The following is a 22108-nucleotide window of genomic DNA, read 5'->3' as shown; positions in this document are numbered from 1 at the left end:
GGTCTACTCAGCATTGTGGTTCAGGGCGGGGCTGTCGCTGCCGGCCTCCAGCCCACCGCCCAACGCCGTCACCAGATCGGCATGGGCCGTCAGGCGAGCCGCCTCCACCCGCTGTTGCACCTGTTGCTGCTTGAACAACAGGCTTTGGGCGTTGAGCACATTGAGGTAGTCCGTCAGGCCGCGCTGGAACGCCACCTTTGCAATGTCGTAGGTACGCTGGGCCGCGGCCACCGATTCGGCGGCGAAGGCCTGCTGCTTGTCCATGGATTCGCGACGGATCAACTGATCGGAAATGCTCTTGAGCGCGTTCACCAGTGTCTGGTTGTAGTGCGCCACGGCGATGTCATACCCGGCGGCCGCTTCGCCCAACTGCGAACGCAGGCGCCCGCCGTCGAAGATCGGCAACGTGATCGCCGGCCCGACGTTGTAGGTGAGTTTCTTGCCGGTCAAAAACTCCAGCGCCCCGCCACCGGTGGCCATGTAGCCGAGGCTCCCCACCAGGTCGACGTTGGGATAGAAGCCAGCCCGGGCCACATCGATGCCTCGGGCCTGGGCCGCCACTTGCCAACGCCCGGCCACCACATCCGGACGCTGGCCAAGCAGTTCGGCGGGCAAGGCCGACGGCAGCTTCAAGGGCGCGCCGAGGACCAGGGTCGGACGTTGCAACTGCGCACCCGCTCCCGGCCCCTTGCCCACCAAGGCCGCCAATTGATTGCGGCTCAAGGCGATGGCTTCGTCCAGGGCATCGAGTTGGCGATGGGTCTCGGGCAGCGGCGCCTGGGCCTGGCTGACTTCGAAATGGGTGCCGATGCCACCGTCCAGGCGCTTCTGCGCCAGGTCGAGAATCTGCTCTTGTTGGCGCAGGGTCGCAACGACGATATCGCGCTGGGCGTAGTGCAACGAAAACTGGATGTAGGCGCGCACGATGTTGTTCTGCAATTCCAGTTGCGCTTGCCGTGCCTCGGCGACGCTGACGTGGGCCAGGTCAACCGCCCGTTCGCTGGCATTGCGCTCACGGCCCCACAGGTCCAGGGCATAACTCAAGCCCAGGGCAGCATTGTTGTCCCAGGTCGTGGTGTCGGCCAACTCGCCCGGGCCGTAGAACTGATCGGTGGGCCAGTTATGGCGCTTGAGGGTCGACTCGCCATTGATCTGCAACGACTCGGCAGCCTCGGCAATACCGGCCATGGCCTTGGCCTGACGTACTCGCGCCGCGGCCATGGCCAGGCTCGGGCTGCCTTGCACGGCCAGGTCGATCCAGCGGTCCAGTTGCCGATCGCCATAGGCTTGCCACCACTGGCGGGTGGGCCAGTGGGCGTCGCGGGCGGCCTCGCGGATCGCGGCATCGGTCGCCAGTTGATTGGCCGGCAACACCTGGCCTTGCGGTGCAATACCACCTGTGCCGATGCAACCGCTGATGGTTAATGTCAAAACCCAAACACTGAGAGTCTTCAGCTCTCTGCTGATGCAACGCGGCACTTGCGCAAAATTCCTGAGGGGGGCATGACGACGAGGATGGCTGCCTGTTAACGCAAACTTGTGGGAGCGAGCTTGCTCGCGATGGCGTCCGGACATTCACCTCAAATGTTGAATGTGATGACCTCATCGCGAGCAAGCTCGCTCCCACAGGTGCCCACCAAGGCCCGCTCCTGCTTTGGCGGCAATTCTAGGCATCGCCCTCTCCGGCGATAAGCCGACCTTTCTGCGAATCTTTGTTACCGTTAACGCGATAATCCATTAGTCGGGTCCCGCATCTCTGTAACTTCATGTCACAATTTGCCACCTCCCAAGAGAGCCCTCCATGGACACCTTGCAAAACATGCGCGCGTTCAGCTGTGTGGCCGAAGCCGGCAGTTTCACCGCCGCCGCCGTGCAACTGGATACCACCACAGCCAACGTCTCGCGTGCGGTTTCCAACCTGGAAGCCCATCTGCAAACCCGCCTGCTCAACCGCACCACGCGGCGCATTGCACTCACCGAGGCGGGTAAACGCTACTTGCTGCGTTGCGAGCAGATCCTGGCTTACGTCGAAGAAGCGGAAGCCGAGGCCAGCGACGCCCATGCGCGACCGGCCGGGCAGTTGAAGGTCCACACCATGACCGGCATCGGCCAGCATTTCGTGATCGACGCCATCGCCCGCTACCGCAAGACGCATCCGGACGTGACCTTCGACCTGACCCTGGCCAACCGGGTGCCGGACATCCTCGACGAGGGCTACGACGTCTCCATCGTGCTCGCCAGCGAACTGCCGGATTCGGGCTTCGTCTCCCAGCGCCTGGGGATCACCTACAGCATTGTTTGCGCCTCGCCCGCCTACGTGAAAGCCAGCGGCTGCCCGCAAAAACCCAGCGACCTGCTCAACCACGCCTGCCTGCGCCTGGTCAGCCCGGTCATCCCGCTGGAAAAATGGGTGTTCGACGGCCCGGAAGGCCAAGAGATGGTCACCATCAACAGCTCACCGTTCCTGGTGAACTCCGCCGATGCGATGAAAACCGCGATCACCAGCGGCATGGGCGTGGGGGTATTGCCGGTGTACGCGGCCATCGAAGGCTTGCGCAACGGCACGCTGGTGCGGGTCATGCCCAACTACCGCTCCCAGGAACTGAACCTCTACGCCATCTACCCGTCGCGCCAATACCTGGATGCGAAGATCAAGACCTGGGTCGAGTACCTGCGCGGCTCGTTGCCGGAAATCCTCGCGGCGCACCAGGCTGAGCTGACGGCTTACGAATTGAGTGGCAGCCTGGCGGGCGCACGGGTCACGAGCTGAAGTCGTCCCCGTGCTCGAAGGAGCAATTCAGCGCTTGCCCATGGAACGCCGCGTGCCGGGAGGCGCCGCACCCGGGGTCTTGGTATGGCCATTCTTCGCGCCGTTCTTGTACCACGGCTGTTGCCCGGCGCCCTTGGCCGCCGCCAGTTCACCGGGTTTGAACGGGAATTTGAAAGCCGGGATCGCCGCTTTGATGTCCTCGCTGCTGGAAACATCGCTGTCGGGCAAATCGGCCTGTTCGCCGCCGGGGAGATCGTCCGCGGGCGAAGGTGTCGGGGAAGTCATGTAAGGCTCCGGGTCATGCATGCAAGTCGGGCCCGAAGGGCGAGCCGCGAAAGGCGGCAGTATACCTGCCCGATATCACTGCGCGCTGGCAGTTTCATCCGGCATATGCATTCATCCGACAGCAAGCCGGGACAAAACTGACAAGCCTGTCAGTTAGGCGTCACCTTCCTGACCGGCTCGCAACGCTATATAAGAAAGCTCCAACTCTTGCGTCTCGAACCGGCCCTTCATATCCATGCGCATCCAGAAGAAAACTGTCCTGATTGTCGTGCTGCTGATCGCCCTGGCGGCCCTCGCCCTCTGGTTTGTGCTCAAGCCCGTGACCGCCAGGCCCGGCGCTCCCGCCGCCGTTCCGGTACGGGCCGTCAGCGTGATGCAACAGGATGTACCGCGCTTTGCCAGCGGCATCGGCACGGTGCTGTCGCTGCACAGCGTGGTGATCCGCCCGCAGATCGACGGCATCCTCACCCAGCTGCTGGTCAAGGAGGGGCAACTGGTCAAGAAGGGTGACCTGCTGGCGACCATCGACGACCGCTCGATCCGCGCCAGCCTCGACCAGGCCCGGGCCCAGCTCGGCGAAAGCCAGGCACAACTGGCGGTGGCCCAGGTCAACCTCAAGCGCTACAAATTGCTGAGCGTCGATGACGGCGTCTCGAAGCAGACCTACGACCAGCAACAGGCGCTGGTCAACCAGCTCAAGGCGACCGCCCAGGGCAACCAGGCGGCCATCGACTCGGCACAGGTGCAACTGTCCTACACCCAGATCCGCTCCCCGGTGAGCGGTCGCGTCGGCATTCGCAACGTGGACGAAGGCAACTTCCTGCGCACCAGCGACGCCGCAGGCCTGTTCACGGTGACCCAGATCGACCCCATCGCCGTGGAATTCTCCCTGCCCCAGCAAATGCTGCCCACCTTGCAACGGTTGATCGCCGCCCCCGAGCAAGCCTTGGTCAAGGCCTATATCGGCGCCGATGGTGCCACCGGGGAGCTGCTCGGCGAGGGGCGCCTGAGCCTCATCGACAACCAGATCAACGCCAACACCGGAACCCTGCGGGCCAAGGCTGAATTCAACAACGCCGCGCAACGGCTGTGGCCGGGGCAACTGGTGACACTGAAAATCCAGACCGCCATCGACAAGGACGCCCTGGTGGTACCGCCTACCGTCGTCCAGCGCGGCCTGGAGCAACACTTCGTGTACCGCATAAAGGGCGACAAGGTCGAAAGCGTGCCGGTGGTGATGGTTTACCAGGACAGCGACCTGCACATCATCAAGGGGGTGAACGCCGGCGACCAACTGGTGAGCGACGGCCAATCGCGGCTCAAGCCGGGCAGCCACATCCAGGTGCTCAGCGATCCACCCGCCCTGGCCAGGACCGCGGAGCCGCAGCCATGAAGGGGCGCGGTTCGGTTTCGGCGTGGTGCATCGACCACCCTATCGCCACGGTACTACTGACCTTTGCCCTGGTGCTGCTGGGGGTGATCGCGTTTCCTCGCCTGCCCATCGCGCCGTTGCCGGAGGCGGAATTCCCGACCATCCAAGTCAACGCCCAGTTGCCAGGGGCCAGCCCCGAAACCATGGCGTCGTCGGTGGCGACGCCGCTGGAAGTGCAATTCAGTGCCATTCCCGGCATTACCCAGATGACCTCCAGCAGCGCCCTGGGCTCGACCAACCTGATTCTGCAATTCAGCCTCGATAAAAGCATCGACACCGCCGCCCAGGAAGTGCAGGCGGCGATCAACACCGCCGCCGGCAAACTGCCCAACGACATGCCGAACCTGCCGACCTGGCGCAAGGTCAACCCCGCCGACAGCCCGGTGCTGATCCTCAGCATCAGTTCCACGCTGATGCCTGGCACCGAACTGAGCGACTACGTCGAAACCCTGCTCTCCCGTCAGATCAGCCAGATCGATGGCGTAGGACAAATCTACATCACCGGCCAGCAGCGTCCGGCGATCCGGGTCCAGGCCTCGGCCGACCGGCTCGCCGCCATCGGCCTGACCCTGGCGGACATTCGCCTGGCGCTCCAACAGGCCAGCCTCAACCTGGCCAAGGGCGCCTTGTACGGTGAGTCGAGCATTTCCACCCTGTCCACCAACGACCAGTTGTTCAAGCCTGCGGAGTATGGAGAGCTGATCGTGTCCTACCGGGACGGGGCACCGGTTCACCTCAAGGACATCGCCAAGGTCGTCAACGGCTCGGAAAACGCCTACGTCCAGGCCTGGGCCGACAACGAGCCCGGGGTCAACCTGGTGATTTTCCGGCAACCGGGGGCCAATATCGTCGAGACCGTCGACCGCATCCAGGCGGCCCTGCCCACCCTGCAAGCCATGTTGCCCGCGGCGGTGCAGGTCAAGGTGTTGATCGACCGCACCCAGACCATCCGCGCCTCGCTGCACGAAGTGGAAATCACCTTGCTGATCGCGGTACTGCTGGTGGTGGCGGTGATGGCGTTGTTCCTGCGCCAGCTGTCGGCGACCCTGATCGTCTCGGCGGTGCTGGGGGTGTCGCTGACCGCCAGTTTCGCCCTGATGTACGTGATGGGTTTCAGCCTGAACAACCTGACCCTGGTGGCGATCGTCATCTCGGTAGGGTTCGTGGTGGACGATGCGATTGTGGTGGTGGAGAACATCCACCGGCACCTGGAGGCCGGCGACGGCATGCGCGAGGCGGCGATCAAGGGGGCCGGCGAAATTGGCTTTACCGTGGTCTCCATCAGTTTCTCGCTGATCGCCGCGTTCATTCCGCTGCTGTTCATGGGCGGCGTGGTCGGGCGCCTGTTCAAGGAGTTTGCCCTGACCGCCACCTCAACCATCCTGATCTCGGTGGTGGTGTCCCTCACGTTGGCGCCGACCCTGGCCGCGTTGTTCATGCGCGCCCCGGTCCATCACGCCCATGGCAAGGCGGGGTTCGGCGAACGTCTGCTGGGCGGGTATGAGCGGGGCCTGCGCAAGGCCCTGGCCCATCAGAAGCTGATGATCGGCGTGTTCGGCCTGACCCTGGCACTGGCGGTGGTGGGCTATGTGTTCATTCCCAAGGGTTTCTTCCCGGTACAGGACACCGGCCTGGTGCTGGGCACCAGCGAAGCCGCCGCCGATGTGTCGTTCCCGGACATGGTGGCCAAGCACAAGGCCCTGGCCGACATCGTCGCCGCCGACCCGGCGGTGCAGACCTTCTCCCACTCCGTCGGCGTCTCGGGCAACAACCAGACCATCGCCAACGGCCGTTTCTGGATCGCCCTCAAGCCCCGGGGCGAGCGTGACGTGTCGGCCAGCGGCTTCATCGACCGGATCCGCCCGCAACTGCTGAAAATCCCCGGCGTGGTGCTGTACCTCAGGGCCGGGCAGGACATCAACCTCAGCTCCGGTCCCAGTCGCGCCCAGTATCAATACGTGCTCAAGAGCAACGACGGGCCGAGCCTCAACGCCTGGACGCAAAAACTCACCGACAAGCTGCGCGGCAACCCGGCGTTCCGTGACATCTCCAACGACCTGCAACTGGGCGGCAGCATCACCCACATCAACATCGACCGCAGCGCGGCGGCCCGCTTCGGCCTCACCGCCACCGATGTCGACCAGGCCCTGTACGACGCCTTCGGCCAGCGGCAGATCAATGAATTCCAGACCGAGACCAACCAGTACAACGTGATCCTGGAGCTCGATACCGCGCAGCGGGGCAAGGCAGAAAGCCTGGCGTATTTCTACCTGCGTTCGCCCCTGAGTGGGGAAATGGTGCCGCTCTCGGCCCTGGCCCGCTTCGATGCGCCGAGCAACGGCCCGTTGTCGATTGCCCACGACGGCATGTTCCCGGCCGCCAACCTGTCGTTCAACCTGGCACCTGGCGTGGCCCTGGGAGACGCGGTGCGCCTGCTCGACCAGGCGAAGAACGAAATCGGCATGCCGGCCGCCATCACCGGTAATTTCCAGGGCGCGGCCCAGGCCTTCCAAAGCTCGCTGGCGAGCCAGCCGTGGCTGATCCTCGCCGCGCTGGTGGCCGTGTACATCATTCTCGGCGTGCTCTACGAGAGCTTCGTGCACCCGCTGACGATCATCTCCACCCTGCCCTCGGCCGGCCTCGGCGCGCTGATCATGCTCTGGCTGCTGGGCCAGGACTTTTCGATCATGGCGCTGATCGGGCTGGTGCTGCTGATCGGGATCGTCAAGAAGAACGGCATCCTGATGATCGACTTCGCCCTCGACGCCCAGCGCAACAAAGGGCTGGCCCCCCAGGAGGCGATTTTCCAGGCGTGCCTGACACGCTTCCGCCCGATCATGATGACCACCCTGGCGGCCCTGCTCGGTGCCCTGCCGCTGATGCTCGGCTATGGCCCCGGCGCGGAACTGCGCCAGCCCCTGGGCATCGCGGTGGTGGGCGGCCTGTTGGTGAGCCAGGCGCTGACGCTGTTCACGACACCGGTCATATACTTGTGGCTCGAGCGAGTGTTCCATCGGCCCACCCAGCAGCCAGGGTCGGCGCCGACGGCGGCGCTGGCAAGCACAGACCACTGAGGCGGGGCCATGCGCGTTCTGATCATCGAAGACGAAGAAAAAACCGCGGACTACCTGCACCGCGGCCTGACCGAACAGGGCTACACCGTGGACGTGGCGCCGGACGGCATCGAAGGGCTGCACCTGGCCCTGGAAACCGACTATGCGGTGATCGTGCTCGACGTGATGCTGCCGGGCCTGGACGGCTTCGGCGTACTGCGGGCCCTCCGCGCCCGCAAGCAGACACCGGTGATCATGCTCACCGCCCGGGAACGGGTCGAGGACCGCATCAAGGGCTTGCGCGACGGGGCCGATGACTACCTGGGCAAGCCCTTCTCCTTCCTCGAACTGGTGGCCCGCCTGCAAGCCCTGACCCGCCGCAGCGGTGGCCATGAACCGGTGCAGGTGAGCATCGCCGACCTGTGGATCGACCTGATCAGCCGCAAGGCCACCCGCGCCGGCCAGCGCCTGGACCTGACCGCCAAGGAGTTCTCCCTGCTCAGCGTCCTGGCTCGCCGCCAGGGCGAAATCCTCTCGAAAACCGCCATTGCCGAAATGGTCTGGGACATCAACTTCGACAGTGACGCCAACGTGGTGGAAGTGGCGATCAAACGCTTGCGGGCCAAGCTCGACGGGCCATTCGAACAGAAGTTGCTGCACACCATTCGCGGCATGGGTTATGTGCTGGAGAGTCGCAGCGATGAGCGTCCCTGAGAGCATCGCCCTGCGCTTGAGCGCCATGTTCACGCTGGTGGCGGCGCTGGTGTTCCTGTTGATAGGGGGCGCTTTGTACCAACAGGTCGGCAAGGGCCTGGGCCTGTTGCCCGAAGCCGAGCTCGATGCCCGCTACAGTGTCCTGGAGTCCACCGTCGGCCGCTACGGCACGCCTGAACACTGGGTGAAGATCAACAACAAGCTGCGATTGCTCGGTGAAGAAGACAAGCGCATCCATTTCTGGATCGTCAGCGACGATCCGCGCTTTGAATACGGCGATCCCGATGCGCAGATCCGCACCTTTGCCCAAGGCCCGCTGGGTAAACACGACCTGACGTTGCCCCATCGGCACTACCCGATGAAAGTGCTGGTGAGCCAATTCCCGGCCAAGGACCAACGCCCGCCGCTGCGCTTCATGATCGGCATCGACACCGAGACCTTCTACCAGACCCAGCATCGCCTGTTGGTGGCGCTGGTGAGCCTGGCGATTGTCGGCGTAGTCCTGGCTTCGTTGCTGGGCTACTGGGTCGCACGCATCGGTCTCAAACCGCTGATCAAGCTGTCCGAGGAAGCCCGGCGCCTGGCCCCACCCCGCCTCTCTGGGCGCTTGCAACTGTCGCCATTGCCGCCGGAGCTGAGCCAGTTCGTCAGCTCCTTCAACGCCACCCTGGACCGGGTCGAACAGGCTTACTCGCGGCTGGAGTCGTTCAATGCCGACGTTGCCCATGAATTACGCTCGCCCCTGACCAACCTGATCGGCCAGACCCAGGTGGCGCTGACCCGTGGCCGCTCGGCTGAACATTACTTCGAAGTGTTGCAATCGAATCTCGAGGAGCTGGAGCGGCTGCGCTCGATCATCAACGACATGCTGTTCCTGGCCAGCGCCGACCAGGGCAGCAAGGCCACCAAGTTGACCAGCGCCTCCCTGGCCGGCGAAGTGGCGACCACCCTCGATTACCTGGACTTCATTCTGGAAGATGCCCAGGTCCAGGTCCGGGTCAGCGGCGACGCCCAGGCCAACATCGAGATCGCTCACCTGCGGCGGGCGCTGATCAACCTGCTGAGCAACGCCGTGCAGCACACCGCGCCCGGGCAAGTGATAGACGTGCGCATCGAAGCCCTTGGCGACCAGATCACCCTCGCCGTCACCAACCCCGGCGAACCGATCGCCGGCGAGCATCTGCCACGCCTGTTCGAACGTTTCTATCGCGTCGATGCCTCACGCAGCAACAGTGGCGCCAACCATGGGCTGGGGCTGGCCATCGTCAAGGCCATTGCGCTGATGCATGGTGGCGATGTGTTTGTGCACAGCGACCAGGGTGCCAACACGTTCGGGATCCGCTTGCCAGCCTGACACTCTCCCCCATAGGTTTGTATCCGTCATCAAGTCTTTCCAGGCCAATGAATGCTGGGCGAAAGCCAACTGTAGCAAAATCGGAATACCGTCCGAACGCGCCCCCCTGCTTTCACTAATTACCGGGTAATTGCGCAAACACTGATTGCCCGCTCTCATTGATCCAAGCACAATCAGCAAAAGGCCAGCATCTGGTTCATTGCCGATTTGCAATCCTTTGGGACGGACCCCAGCCACATGACAATGCAGACATCGGAACCATGAGCGCGCGCAGTGCGACACCCGGCAACACCCCGCTTTCGAGACGTTCGGAACGGGTATTCGTACTGGCCAGCTCGCTGGTTGTCATTGCCATCCTGAGCATCGTAACGTTTCTGTTGATCCGCGAACATGCCGCCGCACAACAGGCTGCGACACGTGCGGCGACCAATATCGTGCAACTGATTGACGCCGATGTGCTGCGTAACGTGGAGCTCTACGATCTGTCGCTGCAAGGTCTGGTCGCCGCCGCCAAACGCGACGACCTGAAAGACGTTTCGCCGGCGATTCGCCACCTGGCGCTGTTCGACCGCGCCACCGCTGCCCCCTACAAAGGCGACATCCTGCTGCTCGACAAGCGTGGCGATGTAATCGCCGACTCCGCCTCGCTCGAACCGCGCAAAGGCAATTACGCCGACCGGGAATATTTCCAGTCCCATGTCCAGGACCCGAGCCTGGGCATGATGATCAGTCGCCCGTTCCGTTCCAGGAGTCACGCGCAAGATTGGCGCATCAGCTTCAGCTATCGACTGAGCGACGACCGGGGTGAGTTCATGGGCGTGGCCGAAGCCGCGATGCGTTTGAATTACTTCAACCAATTGTTCAAGAGCCTGAACATCGGCCACGGGACAGTCAACCTGATCAGCCGCGATGGGATTCTGTTGGCCCAGGAACCGCCCCTGGCCGACGACATGATTGGCAAGGACTTCAGCAACCGACCGAACTTCGTACGCATCCTGCGTGAAGGTAACGGCAGTTTTACCGGCATCTCCAGCGTTGATCAGACACAGCGCCTGTACACCTTTTCCCAGGTGGGCGACCTGCCATTGATTGTCGTGGTAGCGCTCTCCTACCAAGAGGTCTTCGCCTCATGGCAACGCACGGCGTTGTTAGTCAGCGGCGCCACCGGCGCGCTGTGCATCGGTTTGCTCTGGCTCACCTGGCTGCTGCGCCGCGAATTGCGCCGCCGTTACAGAGCTGAACGGGAATTGGCCCAACTGGCGTCCGTCGACGCCCTCACGGGCCTGGCCAACCGACGAACACTGGACGAGACGTTGCAACAGGAATGGCTGCGCGCCCAACGTTCGGGCCAACCGTTGTCTGTGCTGATGATCGATGCCGATCATTTCAAGGCGTTCAATGATCGCCATGGTCATCAGCAGGGTGACGAGGCCCTGCGCACCTTGGCGCAATTGATCGGCCAGCATGTCCGACGCCCCGCCGACCTGGCGGCGCGCTATGGCGGTGAGGAGTTCTCGGTGGTGCTGCCGGAGACCACCACCGCTGGCGCCTTCACCATGGCCCAGAATATTCGCGACGCGGTCGAACAACTGCCACCGGTGTCCGAGGGGGGATCGCCCATGACGGTCAGTATCGGCATCGCCACTTGGACTCAGGGACCGTACAACGAACTCACACAACTCTTGTTCGCCGCGGACAAGGCGCTGTACCAGGCCAAGGCCAGCGGGCGCAATCGTGTGGTCTGCGCGATGTAACACCGCAACACCCAAAGGCTATGGACACGGCTCTCCGTGGGGAGGGAGCTTGCTCCCGCAGGGCTGCGCAGCATCCCAGCCCTGGCTAATGAGTTTGATACACCGCGGCGCCAGATTTCAGGGCCGCTGCGCGCCCCAGCGGGAGCAAGCTCCCTCGCCACAGGTTCCCCCATCGCTCCCAACGAAAACCCGGCCATAAAAAAAGGCCACCCAAAGGCAGCCCTTAAAAAACTAGAGAGGTTTTTTGCTTACACCGCCGCGACAGGGCGCATGTAAGAGATTGGTGCGGTGCTGGCGTCTTCGAACGTCACGACTTCCCAAGCATCTTTCTGCTCAATCAACTTGCGCAGCAGCTGGTTGTTCAGTGCGTGGCCGGACTTGAAGCCCTTGAACTCACCAATCAGGCTATTGCCCAGCAGGTAGAGGTCGCCGATTGCATCGAGGATCTTGTGCTTGACGAATTCGTCTTCATAACGAAGACCGTCTTCGTTCAATACACCATCGGAATCGACCACGATCGCGTTTTCAACACTGCCGCCGAGTGCGAGGTTGTGCTTGCGCAGGTACTCGATATCACTCATGAAACCAAAGGTACGGGCGCGGCTGACTTCTTTTACGAACGAAGTGCTGGAAAAATCCACGCTTGCACTCTGGGTGCGGTCACGGAAAACCGGATGATCGAAATCGATCTCGAAGCTCACCTTGAAACCTTCGAAAGGGACGAAAGTGGCGCGCTTGTCGCCGTCTTCCACTGTCACTTCCCGCAGGATGCGGATGAACTTCTTGGCTGCGTCCTGCTCTTCCAGGCCAGCCGATTGAATCAGGAATACGAAGGGTCCGGCACTGCCATCCATGATCGGGACTTCGGACGCGGAGAGCTCGACGTAGGCGTTATCGATGCCCAGGCCAGCCATGGCCGAGAGCAAATGCTCCACCGTATCCACTTTGGTGTCACCGTTGACCAGTGTGGTCGACATAGTGGTTTCACCAACGTTTTCCGCGCGAGCAGGAATCTGCACCACAGGGTCGAGGTCGGCACGACAAAACACAATGCCGGTATCGATAGGCGCGGGCTTGAGGGTCAGGTAGACCTTCTCGCCGGAGTGCAAGCCGACACCTGTGGCACGGATAATATTCTTCAGGGTGCGTTGTTTAATCATGGCATGGGCCGCTTCAGCGCAAATTGCGAACTGGTATCAACAAAGGCTGGCGATGATAGCAGACCAGACCTTTGCTGAACACCAATCACCCGTATCCCCCTGATACATTTCATCAATCGGCCTGACGACGCAGGAAAGCCGGGATGTCCAGGTAATCCAGATCGTCTTGCGGATTCATCTTCGCGGCAGTCGCAGTACCGGCCTGAGCCTGGTTGCGCATGACGGTCGGACGGTCCAGGTCACGGTAGTTCACCGCAGGCGCTTCCTGGCGCGAAGCCACTTGTTGTTGCGGTTGCGAAGCCATGGAGGTGTGAACGGTGTTGTCGATGACCTTCACAGGCTTCTCGATTTTCGCGCCCAGACCGGTGGCAACCACGGTAACGTGCAACTCGTCGCGCATGTCCGGATCGATAACGGTACCGACCTTGACCATCGCGTGCTCGGAAGCGAAGGCTTCGATGATGCTACCCACGTCGGAGTACTCACCCAGGGACAGGTCAGGACCGGCGGTGATGTTCACCAGGATGCCGCGTGCACCTTGCAGGTTCACGTCTTCGAGCAACGGGTTGCGGATGGCCGCTTCGGTGGCCTCGCGTGCACGGTTCGGACCGCTGGCGCAGCCAGTGCCCATCATTGCCATGCCCATTTCGCTCATGACAGTCCGTACGTCGGCAAAGTCGACGTTGATCATGCCTGGACGCTTGATGATGTCGGAGATACCGCGAACGGCACCGGCCAGTACATCGTCAGCCTTGGCGAAAGCCGACAGCAGGCTTGCGTCTTTACCCAGGATGGTCAGCAGCTTCTCGTTGGGAATGGTGATCAACGAGTCGACGCTTTCAGACAGCAGACGGATACCTTCGTCGGCGATCTGCATACGCTTGCGGCCTTCGAAAGGGAACGGACGGGTCACCACCGCAACGGTGAGGATCCCCATTTCCTTGGCCACTTCGGCGATGATTGGCGCCGCACCCGTACCGGTGCCGCCGCCCATGCCGGTGGTGATGAACACCATGTTGGTGCCTTGCAGGACTTCAGCGATGCGCTCACGGTCTTCGAGAGCGGCCTGACGACCGACCTCGGGGTTGGCGCCGGCACCCAGGCCTTTGGTCACGCCAGTGCCCAGTTGCAGGATGGTCCGCGCGCCGATGGATTTCAGCGCCTGGGCATCAGTGTTGGCGCAGATGAATTCAACGCCTTCAATGTTGCTCTTGACCATGTGGTTGACAGCGTTGCCGCCGCCACCGCCGACACCGATTACTTTGATAACCGGGCTAGCGGGGATGTTGTCTACGAGTTCGAACATTTTCCCTCTCCTTTCATTCTCTAGTTTTTTCGCCTACTGCGTTTGCTGCGTCTTCCAGCGCCAAGCCTGAAACCTGCCGCGTGAAGCTTTGAAACTGTTTAGAAGTTGCCTTTGACCCAAGCCTGGAGCCGCTCGAACAGCGGTGCCTTCGGCTCGTCGCTGCTGTAGCTGTCGCGGCTGCCGATCCCTGAAAACGAGATCCCGTCGGACTGTTTCTGCAGGCCGTACATCAACAGGCCCACGCCGGTGGAATAGATCGGGTTGCGGACCACGTCATCCAGGCCCTTGACGCCATGGGGCACGCCCAGGCGCACCGGCATGTGGAAAATCTCTTCGGCCAGCTCCACCGCACCTTCCATCTTCGACGTACCGCCGGTCAGCACGATGCCGGCCGGGATCAGGTCTTCGTAGCCGCTGCGACGCAGTTCGGCCTGGATCAGCGTGAACAGCTCGTCGTAGCGCGGCTCGACCACTTCGGCCAGGGCCTGGCGCGACAATTCGCGCGGTGGACGGTCGCCGACGCTCGGCACCTTGATGGTTTCACCGGCACCGGCCAGCTTCGCCAGGGCGCAGGCGTAACGGATCTTGATTTCCTCGGCGTACTGGGTCGGAGTGCGCAACGCCATGGCGATGTCGTTGGTCACCTGGTCGCCGGCAATCGGGATCACGGCCGTGTGGCGGATCGCGCCTTCGGTGAAGATCGCGATGTCGGTGGTGCCGCCGCCGATGTCCACCAGGCACACGCCCAGCTCTTTCTCGTCGTCGGTCAGCACCGAGTAGGCCGAGGCCAGTTGCTCGAGGATGATGTCGTCGATTTCCAGGCCGCAGCGACGCACGCATTTCTCGATGTTCTGCGCCGCGTTCACCGCACAGGTCACCACGTGGACCTTGGCTTCCAGGCGCACGCCGGACATGCCCAGGGGCTCACGCACGCCTTCCTGGTTATCGATCACGTAATCCTGCGGCAGGGTGTGCAGCACACGCTGGTCGGCCGGGATCGCCACGGCCTGGGCCGCGTCGAGTACGCGCTCAAGGTCCGCGGAGCTGACTTCGCGATCACGAATCGCCACGATGCCGTGGGAGTTCAGGCTGCGGATGTGATTGCCCGCCACTCCGACGAACGCCGAGTGGATCCGGCAACCGGCCATCAGCTGCGCCTCTTCGATGGCGCGCTGGATCGATTGCACGGTGGACTCGATATTCACCACCACGCCTTTTTTCAAGCCGCGGGACGGGTGTGTACCGATCCCGACGATGACCAGCGTGCCGTCGTCCGCGACTTCGCCTACCAGCGCCACCACCTTGGAAGTGCCGATATCGAGACCGACGATCATTTTCCCGCTTTGCACGTTTGCCATGGGTCCTGCCTCTTCTTAATTCTTCGCGACGGCGGGTTCGGCCGTCGTCGGCGCTACAGGTTCCCGCCAGCCAACGGCCAGGCCGTTGGCGTAGCGCAGATCGATGCGCGCAATGTTCGTAATCTGTTCTTTGAGCGTCTTGTCATAGATGGCGATGAAGCGGCGCATCTTTTCCACCAGGTTGCCGCGCCCGAGCAACAGCTCGATGCCCGGCCCCGAGCTGCCCGCGCCAGTGGTCAGGAACCAACTGCCGCGCTCACGCAATTCCAGGCGCGCGATGGAGAAGCCCAACGGCCGCAACATCTGGCTCAACACCTGGTATTGCTGCATCACTTGCTGCTGGGCCCGCTGTGGACCGAACAGTTGTGGCAAATGTTCATAGTTGGCCAGTTCTCGCGGCGTAAACGCCTGGCCCTGGTTGTTCAGCAACGACTCGTCGCCCCAACGGGCCACCGGCAGTTGCTCTTCCAGGCGAATCGACACCTGGTCGGGCCACACCCGCCGGACTTCGGCGTGAGCGATCCAGGGCATCTGCTCCAGCTCCGTGCGCATCCCCGCCAGGTCGATGGTGAAGAAACTCGACGCGACGAACGGGGCGATCCGCTGCTGCACTGCCTGCTGGCTGATGTAGCTCAGGTCGCCCTGGACGTTGATCCGGGCGATCGGCCGGTCGGCATAAGGCAGCAACCGTTGCGCGCCTTCATAGGTACCGAACCCCAACGCCACCAGCAGCACCGGCCAGAACAGGCTCTTGAGAAAACCAAAATTGGCTTTCGGCAAGCGCGCCGACATCGGCTCTTTGGCCACCATTCGGCTGGCACCCCGCGGCACCGGCTTGCGACCGGGTGCGGATGGCTGATGACGAAGCGATGCGCCTTGCATGGCTTAACCTCTTGGCTCTTGAGGGCCGACACTGGCCGCCAGGATCGACAGCACCAGTTGCTGGAAATCCAGACCGGCGGCACGGGCCGCCATCGGTACCAGGCTGTGATCGGTCATGCCTGGAGCGGTATTGACCTCCAGGAACCAGAACTGCCCATCGGCGTCCTGCATCACGTCTGCCCGGCCCCAACCGGCGATACCCAGCGCCTCACAGGCCTTGGCCGTGAGGTCCATCAGTTCTTTTTCCTTGGCAGCGTCCAGCCCGCAGGGAATGCGGTACTGGGTATCGTTGGCGATGTACTTGGCGTCGTAGTCGTAGAACGTGTGGGGCGTGCCCAGCGCAATCGGGGGCAACACCTGGTCACGCAGGGTGGCGATGGTGAACTCGGGACCGGTGATCCATTGTTCGACCAACACTTGCGAATCGTAGGAACTGGCGTCCTTCCATGCCGCGGTCAACTCAGGCAGCGAATTCACTTTCGCCATGCCGATACTTGAACCTTCATGGGCCGGTTTGACGATCAAAGGGAAGCCCAGTTCCGTGGCCGCCGAAATACAATCGGCCTCGGACGCCAGCACGGCGTGACGCGGCGTCGGAATGCCGAGGCTGTGCCAGACCTGCTTGGTGCGCAGTTTGTCCATCGCCAGGGCGGATGCCAGGATGCCGCTGCCGGTGTAGGGGATCCCCAGGCATTCGAGCAGGCCTTGCATGCTGCCGTCTTCGCCGCCGCGGCCATGGAGGATGATGAACGCGCGATCGATCTTTTCGCTCAGCAGGCGCTGCAGGAAATCGTCGCCCACGTCGATGCCAAAGGCGTCGACGCCGGCGCTTTGCAAGGCTTGCAGCACGGCGTTGCCGGACTTGAGGGACACCTCGCGCTCGGCGCTCTTGCCACCGAACAGCACGGCCACGCGGCCGAAGGCTTGCGGATCGAGGGTCGAGACCAGGTTGGCGTAGGCAGCAGTCATTTCAATTTCCCCTCGCTGGAGGCCACGATTGCTCCGGCGAATAACGGACTTTTCAACAGTTTCGGGGCCAGGCCACCGATGTCACCAGCACCCTGGCACAGCAGGATGTCGCCGGCGCGCAGCAACGGCTTGACCAGCGGCGCGAGGTCCACGCCACGTTCGATGTAGATCGGGTCCAACTGGCCGCGTTGACGGATGCTGTGGCACAGCTGGCGGCTGTCGGCCCCGGGGATCGGTTCTTCACCGGCCGGGTAGACTTCCATCAACAGCAGCACGTTGGCGTCGGCCAGCACCTGGACGAAATCGTCATACAGGTCGCGGGTGCGGCTATAGCGGTGCGGCTGGTAAACCATCACCAGGCGCCGCTCCGGCCAGCCACCGCGCACGGCCTTGATCACCGCCGCGACTTCGGTCGGGTGGTGGCCATAGTCGTCCACCAGCATCACGTTGCCACCTTCCACCGGCAGTTCGCCGTAGACCTGGAAACGCCGGCCCACGCCCTGGAACCCGGACAGCCCCTGAACGATGGCTTCATCGCTGACGCCTTCGTCGGTGGCGATGCAGATGGTGGCCAAGGAATTGAGCACGTTGTGGTTGCCGGGCATGTTCACCGACACGTCCAACGGCTCGCGATCAGGGCGCAAGACGGTGAAGAACGTCTGCATGCCTTGCTGGCGCACGTTGATGGCGCGCACGTCGGCGTCTTCGCCGAAGCCGTAGGTCACGGTCGGACGCTTGATCAGCGGCAGGATTTCACGCACCACCGGGTCGTCCAGGCACACCACAGCCAGACCGTAGAACGGCAGGTTGTGCAGGAACTCGACGAAGGTTTTCTTCAATTTGTTGAAGTCACCGTCGTAGGTCGCCATGTGGTCGGCGTCGATGTTGGTCACCACGGCCACCAGCGGTTGCAGGTGCAGAAAGCTCGCATCGCTCTCGTCGGCTTCGGCGATCAGGTAGCGGCTGGTGCCCAGCTGGGCATTGGTGCCCGCGGCATTCAGACGACCACCAATCACGAACGTCGGGTCCAGGCCACCGGCCGCGAACACCGAGGCGATCAGGCTGGTGGTGGTGGTTTTGCCGTGGGTACCGGCGACGGCGATGCCATGGCGATAGCGCATCAGCTCGGCGAGCATCTCAGCCCGTGGCACCACCGGAATGCGGCGCTCCAGGGCGGTGGCGACTTCCGGGTTGGAGGTGTTCACGGCGCTGGAAACCACCAGCACGTCAGCATTGGCGGCGTTCTCGGCACGGTGACCGATAAAGATCTGCGCACCGAAGGACTCCAGGCGCTCGGTGACCGGGGAAGCTTTCAGGTCGGAACCCGAGACCTGGTAACCCAGGTTCAGCAATACCTCGGCGATCCCGCACATGCCCACGCCGCCGATACCGACGAAGTGGATGCGGCGGATACGGCGCATTTCCGGTTGCGGCATGGCTTTGCGATTCTCAACCATGGGCCACCTCCAGGCAGGTATCGACCACTTGGGCCGTGGCATCGGGTTTGGCCAGGCGGCGGGCGGCGCGGGCCATGTCTTCAAGTCGTTGCGGCTGCATCAAAACCTCTGTCAGGCGGGCGGCGAGATCCGCGGCGCCAGTCGTTCTTTGCGGCATCAGGAAGGCAGCGCCTTCACGGGCCAAATAATCGGCGTTACGGGTCTGGTGATCGTCGATGGCGTGGGGCAAAGGCACCAGCATCGAGGGCAGACCGGCGGCAGCCAGTTCACTGATGGTCAGCGCGCCTGCGCGGCAGACCACCAGGTCGGCCCAGCCATAGGCTTGGGCCATGTCTTTGATGAAAGGCTGCACTTGCGCCTCGACGCCAGCGGCGCGGTAGCGCTCGGCGGTCACTTCATCGTGATTTTTGCCAGCCTGATGGAACACTTCCGGCCGCAGGTCGGGAGCGACCAGCGACAAGGCTTCGGGCAGCAATTTGTTCAACGGTTCTGCCCCCAGGCTTCCACCCAGGATCAGCAAACGCGCCTTGCGTCCAGCCAGGGCCGGGCGCGGTGTCTCCAGGAACAGCTCGGTACGCACCGGATTACCGGTGGTGCGGCGGCTGCCCGACAGGGTAAAGGTGTCGGGAAAAGCTTCACAGACCCGGGCGGCCAACGGCACCAGTAACCGATTGGCGGTACCGGCCACGGCGTTCTGCTCGTGGACGATCACCGGCACGCCGGCCAGTTTTGCCGCAACGCCGCCAGGGCCGGTCACATAACCACCGAACCCGACCACGCACACCGGGCGCAACCGACGAATGATCGCTCGCGCCTGCCAGATCGACTTGAGCAGCATCAGCGGCGCCTTGAGCAACGACAACTTGCCCTTGCCCCGCAGGCCGCTGGCGTCGATCCGGTGCAGTTCGAGGCCGGCGCCAGGCACCAGTTCGTTCTCGATGCCCCGCGGCGTACCCAGCCAGTGCACGGTGTAGCCCCGTGACTGGAACTCCCGGGCACAGGCCAGCGCCGGGAACACGTGCCCGCCGGTACCGCCCGCCATGATCAGCACGTTAGCGCCCATGAGTCGGCTCCTCGGCGAAGTCGCTCTCCTGGAATTCCATCTCTTCGCTGCCCAGGTGGGTTCGACTCTCCCACTCGATGCGCAGCAACAAACCAAGGCACGCGCAGCAGATCACCAGGGAACTGCCGCCATAACTGAGGAACGGCAGCGTCAGACCTTTGGTCGGCAAGAGGCCGACGTTCACGCCGATGTTGATCAGGAACTGGCCGATCCACAGGAACGACAAGCCATACGCCACGTAAGCGGCGAAAAACTGCTTGGCCTTTTCGGCCCACAAGCCGATGTACATGCCGCGCACACAGACGAACACGAACAGGGCGACGGTGCACAGGGAGCCGACGACTCCCAGTTCTTCGGCCAGTACCGAGAATACGAAGTCGGTGTGGGCTTCCGGCAGGTAGAACTGCTTCTGCACGCTGTTGCCCAGGCCCACGCCCAACCATTCGCCGCGACCGAAGGCAATCAAGGCCTGGGTCAATTGATAGCCGGAACCGAATTGGTCGGCCCACGGGTCGGTAAAGGTGATCAGGCGCGCCATCCGGTACGGTTGCGCCTGAACCAGCACGGTCACGGCCGCCACCGCCAACGCCACCATCAGGATGAAGCGAAACAGCCCGACCCCACCGAGGAACAGCATCGCCGCTGCGGCGCCCATCATCACCACCGTGGCGCCGAAGTCCGGCTCCATCAGCAGCAGGCCCGCCATGGGCAGCAAGACGATGAACGGCTTGAAGAAGCCCATCCAGCTCTCGCGCACTTCTTTCTGGCGACGCACCAGATAACCGGCCAGGAAAATCACCACGAAGACCTTGGCGATCTCCGAGGGCTGCACGTTGAAGAAGCTGAAGCCGATCCAGCGCATCGAGCCGTTGACCTCGCGGCCGATCCCCGGCACCAGCACCATCACCAACAGGCCGAAGGCACCGAGCAGCATCAACCAGCCCAGGCGTTGCCAGGTAGCGATTGGCACCATCATGGTAACGATGCACGCGCCCAGGCCGATCACCAGGTAAACGAGGTGGCGGATCATGTGGTAAAGGGTGTTGCCCGACTGCACGGCGGCCACTTCCGACGACGCGGAGGTGATCATCACCAGGCCCAGGCCCAGCAAGGCCAGGCAACCGGCGAGCATCGGGAAATCCAGGTCGATGCCACGTCCGGTGATCAACGGCGACGGGTACGGCTTGATGATGTTCATCAGGCTCATGCCAAGTCCTCCGCGGCCCGGGCAAACAACTGCCCGCGCTCTTCATAGTTCTTGAACATGTCGAAACTGGCGCAGGCCGGCGACAACAGCACCGCGTCGCCCGGGTGCGCGAGAGCGCGGCATTGCTGCACCGCCTCGTCCAGCGAACCGACACGAACCAGCGGCACGGCATCGCCGAGGGCCTGGGCGATCAATTCGCGGTCGCGGCCCATCAGCACCACGGCACGGCAGTTGGCTGCCACGGGGTCGCGCAGGTCCTTGAAGTCGGCGCCCTTGCCGTCGCCGCCGGCGATCAGCACGAGCTTGCCTGCGATGTCCGCCCCCAGCCCTTCGATGGCCGCCAGCGCGGCACCGACGTTGGTGGCCTTGGAGTCGTTGTACCAGGCCACGCCATCGAGGTCGCGCACCCACTGGCAGCGGTGTTCGAGGCCGGCAAACGTGCGCAGGGCCGATAGCATGGCGTCGAACGGCAGGCCGACCGCATGTCCCAGGGCCAACGCGGCCAGGGCATTGGCCTGGTTATGGGCGCCACGAATCTTCAGTTCGCGCACCGGCATCAGGTTCTGGAATTCGAAGGCCAGGTATTTCTCGCCATTCTCTTCGCGCAAACCGAAGCCTTTGAAATCCGGAACGCCCAGGCCGAAGGACCAGCACGGCATGCCCTCGCCCAGCAACGGACGGGTCAAGGCGTCCTGGCGGTTGAACACCACCTGCCGGGCCCCCCTGAAGATCCGGTGCTTGGCCAGGTGATAGGCCGGCAGGCCGCTGTAGCGGTCCATGTGGTCTTCGCTGACGTTGAGCACGGTGGCCACTTCGGCGCCCAGGTGGTCGGTGGTTTCCAGCTGGAAGCTCGACAGTTCCATCACGTACAACTCGATGTCGTCGCTGAGCAGGTCCAGGGCCGGGGTACCGAGGTTGCCGCCCACGGCGACGCGCTTGCCGGCCGCCGCGGCCATCTCGCCCACCAGGGTGGTGACGGTGCTCTTGGCGTTCGAACCGCTGATGGCAACGATCGGCGCCTTGGCGTTACGCGCGAACAGCTCGATGTCGCCGGACAGTTTCACGCCACGGGCAGCGGCCGCCTGCAGGGCCGGAGTCGCGAGGGCCAGGCCGGGGCTCACGTAGAGCTCATCGGCGCGGCACAGGAACTCGACGTCCAGCTCGCCACAACGCACGTCCACCTGGGGATAGTCACGGCGCAGCGTGGCCAGCTCAGGCGGATTTTCCCGCGTGTCGGCCACGGCAAACGACACGCCCCGGTTCGCCAGGAAGCGAACCAGGGACATGCCGCTCTTGCCGAGGCCGACAACGATGCGGAAGTGGTCAGAAGCGATCAGGGACACT

At 63.2% G+C, this 22108-nt stretch carries 17 protein-coding genes; 6 read left to right on the top strand and 11 right to left on the bottom strand.

What is annotated here, in order from left to right:
• Positions 1 to 3 precede the first annotated feature (3 nt).
• On the bottom strand, positions 4 to 1479 hold the full coding sequence (locus J4E63_RS02785) for an efflux transporter outer membrane subunit (protein ID WP_207281039.1): 1476 nt from the start codon (positions 1477 to 1479) through the stop codon (positions 4 to 6).
• A 322-nt stretch (positions 1480 to 1801) separates the two neighbouring features.
• On the opposite strand from J4E63_RS02785, the gene J4E63_RS02780 reads away from it, so the two are divergent.
• Positions 1802 to 2770 carry a LysR family transcriptional regulator gene (locus tag J4E63_RS02780; RefSeq protein WP_060740766.1) on the top strand — a complete coding sequence of 323 codons (969 nt, stop codon included), beginning with the start codon at positions 1802 to 1804 and terminating at the stop codon, positions 2768 to 2770.
• Positions 2771 to 2797: 27 nt separating this feature from the next.
• Here J4E63_RS02780 and J4E63_RS02775 read toward each other — a convergent pair whose 3' ends face one another.
• Positions 2798 to 3055, bottom strand: a complete 258-nt coding sequence (locus J4E63_RS02775; protein ID WP_092166214.1) for a hypothetical protein — start codon at positions 3053 to 3055, stop codon at positions 2798 to 2800.
• A 235-nt stretch (positions 3056 to 3290) separates the two neighbouring features.
• Between J4E63_RS02775 and J4E63_RS02770 the strand changes: the two genes are divergently transcribed.
• From J4E63_RS02770 to J4E63_RS02750, 5 genes are all read left to right on the top strand, one after another.
• Entirely contained in the window at positions 3291 to 4448 is a 1158-nt protein-coding gene (locus J4E63_RS02770) for an efflux RND transporter periplasmic adaptor subunit (protein WP_207281038.1), read from the top strand.
• Positions 4445 to 7561 carry a multidrug efflux RND transporter permease subunit gene (locus J4E63_RS02765; RefSeq protein WP_207281037.1) on the top strand — a complete coding sequence of 1039 codons (3117 nt, stop codon included), beginning with the start codon at positions 4445 to 4447 and terminating at the stop codon, positions 7559 to 7561. Before J4E63_RS02770 ends, J4E63_RS02765 begins: the two co-directional genes overlap by 4 nt.
• A 9-nt stretch (positions 7562 to 7570) precedes the next feature.
• The gene (locus J4E63_RS02760; protein WP_060740762.1) at positions 7571 to 8254 is read left to right on the top strand and encodes a heavy metal response regulator transcription factor; all 684 of its coding nucleotides are present in this window, start codon (positions 7571 to 7573) and stop codon (positions 8252 to 8254) included.
• Positions 8241 to 9608: a heavy metal sensor histidine kinase gene (locus tag J4E63_RS02755; RefSeq protein WP_192262177.1), complete on the top strand. Its 1368-nt coding sequence runs from the start codon at positions 8241 to 8243 to the stop codon at positions 9606 to 9608. Before J4E63_RS02760 ends, J4E63_RS02755 begins: the two co-directional genes overlap by 14 nt.
• Before the next feature lie 260 nt (positions 9609 to 9868).
• A complete protein-coding gene (locus tag J4E63_RS02750) occupies positions 9869 to 11362 on the top strand; it encodes a sensor domain-containing diguanylate cyclase (protein ID WP_207281036.1) in 1494 nt (497 codons plus the stop codon).
• 248 nt (positions 11363 to 11610) lie between these two features.
• Here J4E63_RS02750 and lpxC read toward each other — a convergent pair whose 3' ends face one another.
• The 9 genes from lpxC to murD all read right to left on the bottom strand — a co-directional run bounded on the left by lpxC (position 11611) and on the right by murD (position 22107).
• Positions 11611 to 12522, bottom strand: a complete 912-nt coding sequence (lpxC, locus tag J4E63_RS02745; RefSeq protein WP_003178240.1) for a UDP-3-O-acyl-N-acetylglucosamine deacetylase — start codon at positions 12520 to 12522, stop codon at positions 11611 to 11613.
• Between the two features lie 112 nt (positions 12523 to 12634).
• Positions 12635 to 13828, bottom strand: a complete 1194-nt coding sequence (gene ftsZ / locus J4E63_RS02740; protein ID WP_003205341.1) for a cell division protein FtsZ — start codon at positions 13826 to 13828, stop codon at positions 12635 to 12637.
• A gap of 98 nt (positions 13829 to 13926) precedes the next feature.
• Positions 13927 to 15186 carry a cell division protein FtsA gene (gene ftsA / locus J4E63_RS02735; RefSeq protein WP_003205342.1) on the bottom strand — a complete coding sequence of 420 codons (1260 nt, stop codon included), beginning with the start codon at positions 15184 to 15186 and terminating at the stop codon, positions 13927 to 13929.
• Between the two features lie 15 nt (positions 15187 to 15201).
• Positions 15202 to 16068, bottom strand: coding sequence for a cell division protein FtsQ/DivIB (locus J4E63_RS02730; protein WP_042729561.1), 867 nt, complete (start codon positions 16066 to 16068; stop codon positions 15202 to 15204).
• 3 nt (positions 16069 to 16071) lie between these two features.
• Complete coding sequence (locus J4E63_RS02725) at positions 16072 to 17037, bottom strand: D-alanine--D-alanine ligase (RefSeq protein ID WP_060740759.1); 966 nt, start codon at positions 17035 to 17037, stop codon at positions 16072 to 16074.
• Positions 17034 to 18494 (bottom strand): UDP-N-acetylmuramate--L-alanine ligase, encoded by a 1461-nt coding sequence (murC, locus tag J4E63_RS02720; protein ID WP_092204138.1) that lies wholly within the window; start codon positions 18492 to 18494, stop codon positions 17034 to 17036. The genes J4E63_RS02725 and murC overlap by 4 nt, the downstream gene beginning before the upstream one ends.
• Entirely contained in the window at positions 18487 to 19557 is a 1071-nt protein-coding gene (gene murG / locus J4E63_RS02715; RefSeq protein ID WP_092166206.1) for an undecaprenyldiphospho-muramoylpentapeptide beta-N-acetylglucosaminyltransferase, read from the bottom strand. The genes murC and murG overlap by 8 nt, the downstream gene beginning before the upstream one ends.
• Positions 19547 to 20764, bottom strand: coding sequence for a putative lipid II flippase FtsW (gene ftsW / locus J4E63_RS02710; protein WP_092166204.1), 1218 nt, complete (start codon positions 20762 to 20764; stop codon positions 19547 to 19549). Before ftsW ends, murG begins: the two co-directional genes overlap by 11 nt.
• Positions 20761 to 22107: a UDP-N-acetylmuramoyl-L-alanine--D-glutamate ligase gene (murD, locus tag J4E63_RS02705; RefSeq protein ID WP_092166202.1), complete on the bottom strand. Its 1347-nt coding sequence runs from the start codon at positions 22105 to 22107 to the stop codon at positions 20761 to 20763. The genes ftsW and murD overlap by 4 nt, the downstream gene beginning before the upstream one ends.
• Position 22108: the final 1 nt, after the last annotated feature.

Origin of the sequence: Pseudomonas sp. FW300-N2F2 (assembly GCF_017351655.1) — a bacterium.
In the GTDB taxonomy this organism is placed as follows: domain Bacteria; phylum Pseudomonadota; class Gammaproteobacteria; order Pseudomonadales; family Pseudomonadaceae; genus Aquipseudomonas; species Aquipseudomonas fluorescens_AA.
This window is presented reverse-complemented; position numbering and strand designations above follow the sequence as displayed.

What these genes read in the sequence shown, in the direction of transcription:
- J4E63_RS02780 (WP_060740766.1), top strand. Translation starts at nt 1,802, where the DNA reads ATGGACACCTTGCAAAACATGCGCGCGTTCAGCTGTGTGGCCGAAGCC.
- J4E63_RS02775 (WP_092166214.1), bottom strand. Translation starts at nt 3,055, where the DNA reads ATGACTTCCCCGACACCTTCGCCCGCGGACGATCTCCCCGGCGGCGAA.
- J4E63_RS02770 (WP_207281038.1), top strand. Translation starts at nt 3,291, where the DNA reads ATGCGCATCCAGAAGAAAACTGTCCTGATTGTCGTGCTGCTGATCGCC.
- J4E63_RS02765 (WP_207281037.1), top strand. Translation starts at nt 4,445, where the DNA reads ATGAAGGGGCGCGGTTCGGTTTCGGCGTGGTGCATCGACCACCCTATC.
- J4E63_RS02760 (WP_060740762.1), top strand. Translation starts at nt 7,571, where the DNA reads ATGCGCGTTCTGATCATCGAAGACGAAGAAAAAACCGCGGACTACCTG.
- J4E63_RS02755 (WP_192262177.1), top strand. Translation starts at nt 8,241, where the DNA reads ATGAGCGTCCCTGAGAGCATCGCCCTGCGCTTGAGCGCCATGTTCACG.
- J4E63_RS02750 (WP_207281036.1), top strand. Translation starts at nt 9,869, where the DNA reads ATGAGCGCGCGCAGTGCGACACCCGGCAACACCCCGCTTTCGAGACGT.
- lpxC (WP_003178240.1), bottom strand. Translation starts at nt 12,522, where the DNA reads ATGATTAAACAACGCACCCTGAAGAATATTATCCGTGCCACAGGTGTC.
- ftsZ (WP_003205341.1), bottom strand. Translation starts at nt 13,828, where the DNA reads ATGTTCGAACTCGTAGACAACATCCCCGCTAGCCCGGTTATCAAAGTA.
- ftsA (WP_003205342.1), bottom strand. Translation starts at nt 15,186, where the DNA reads ATGGCAAACGTGCAAAGCGGGAAAATGATCGTCGGTCTCGATATCGGC.
- J4E63_RS02730 (WP_042729561.1), bottom strand. Translation starts at nt 16,068, where the DNA reads ATGCAAGGCGCATCGCTTCGTCATCAGCCATCCGCACCCGGTCGCAAG.
- J4E63_RS02725 (WP_060740759.1), bottom strand. Translation starts at nt 17,037, where the DNA reads ATGACTGCTGCCTACGCCAACCTGGTCTCGACCCTCGATCCGCAAGCC.
- murC (WP_092204138.1), bottom strand. Translation starts at nt 18,494, where the DNA reads ATGGTTGAGAATCGCAAAGCCATGCCGCAACCGGAAATGCGCCGTATC.
- murG (WP_092166206.1), bottom strand. Translation starts at nt 19,557, where the DNA reads ATGGGCGCTAACGTGCTGATCATGGCGGGCGGTACCGGCGGGCACGTG.
- ftsW (WP_092166204.1), bottom strand. Translation starts at nt 20,764, where the DNA reads ATGAGCCTGATGAACATCATCAAGCCGTACCCGTCGCCGTTGATCACC.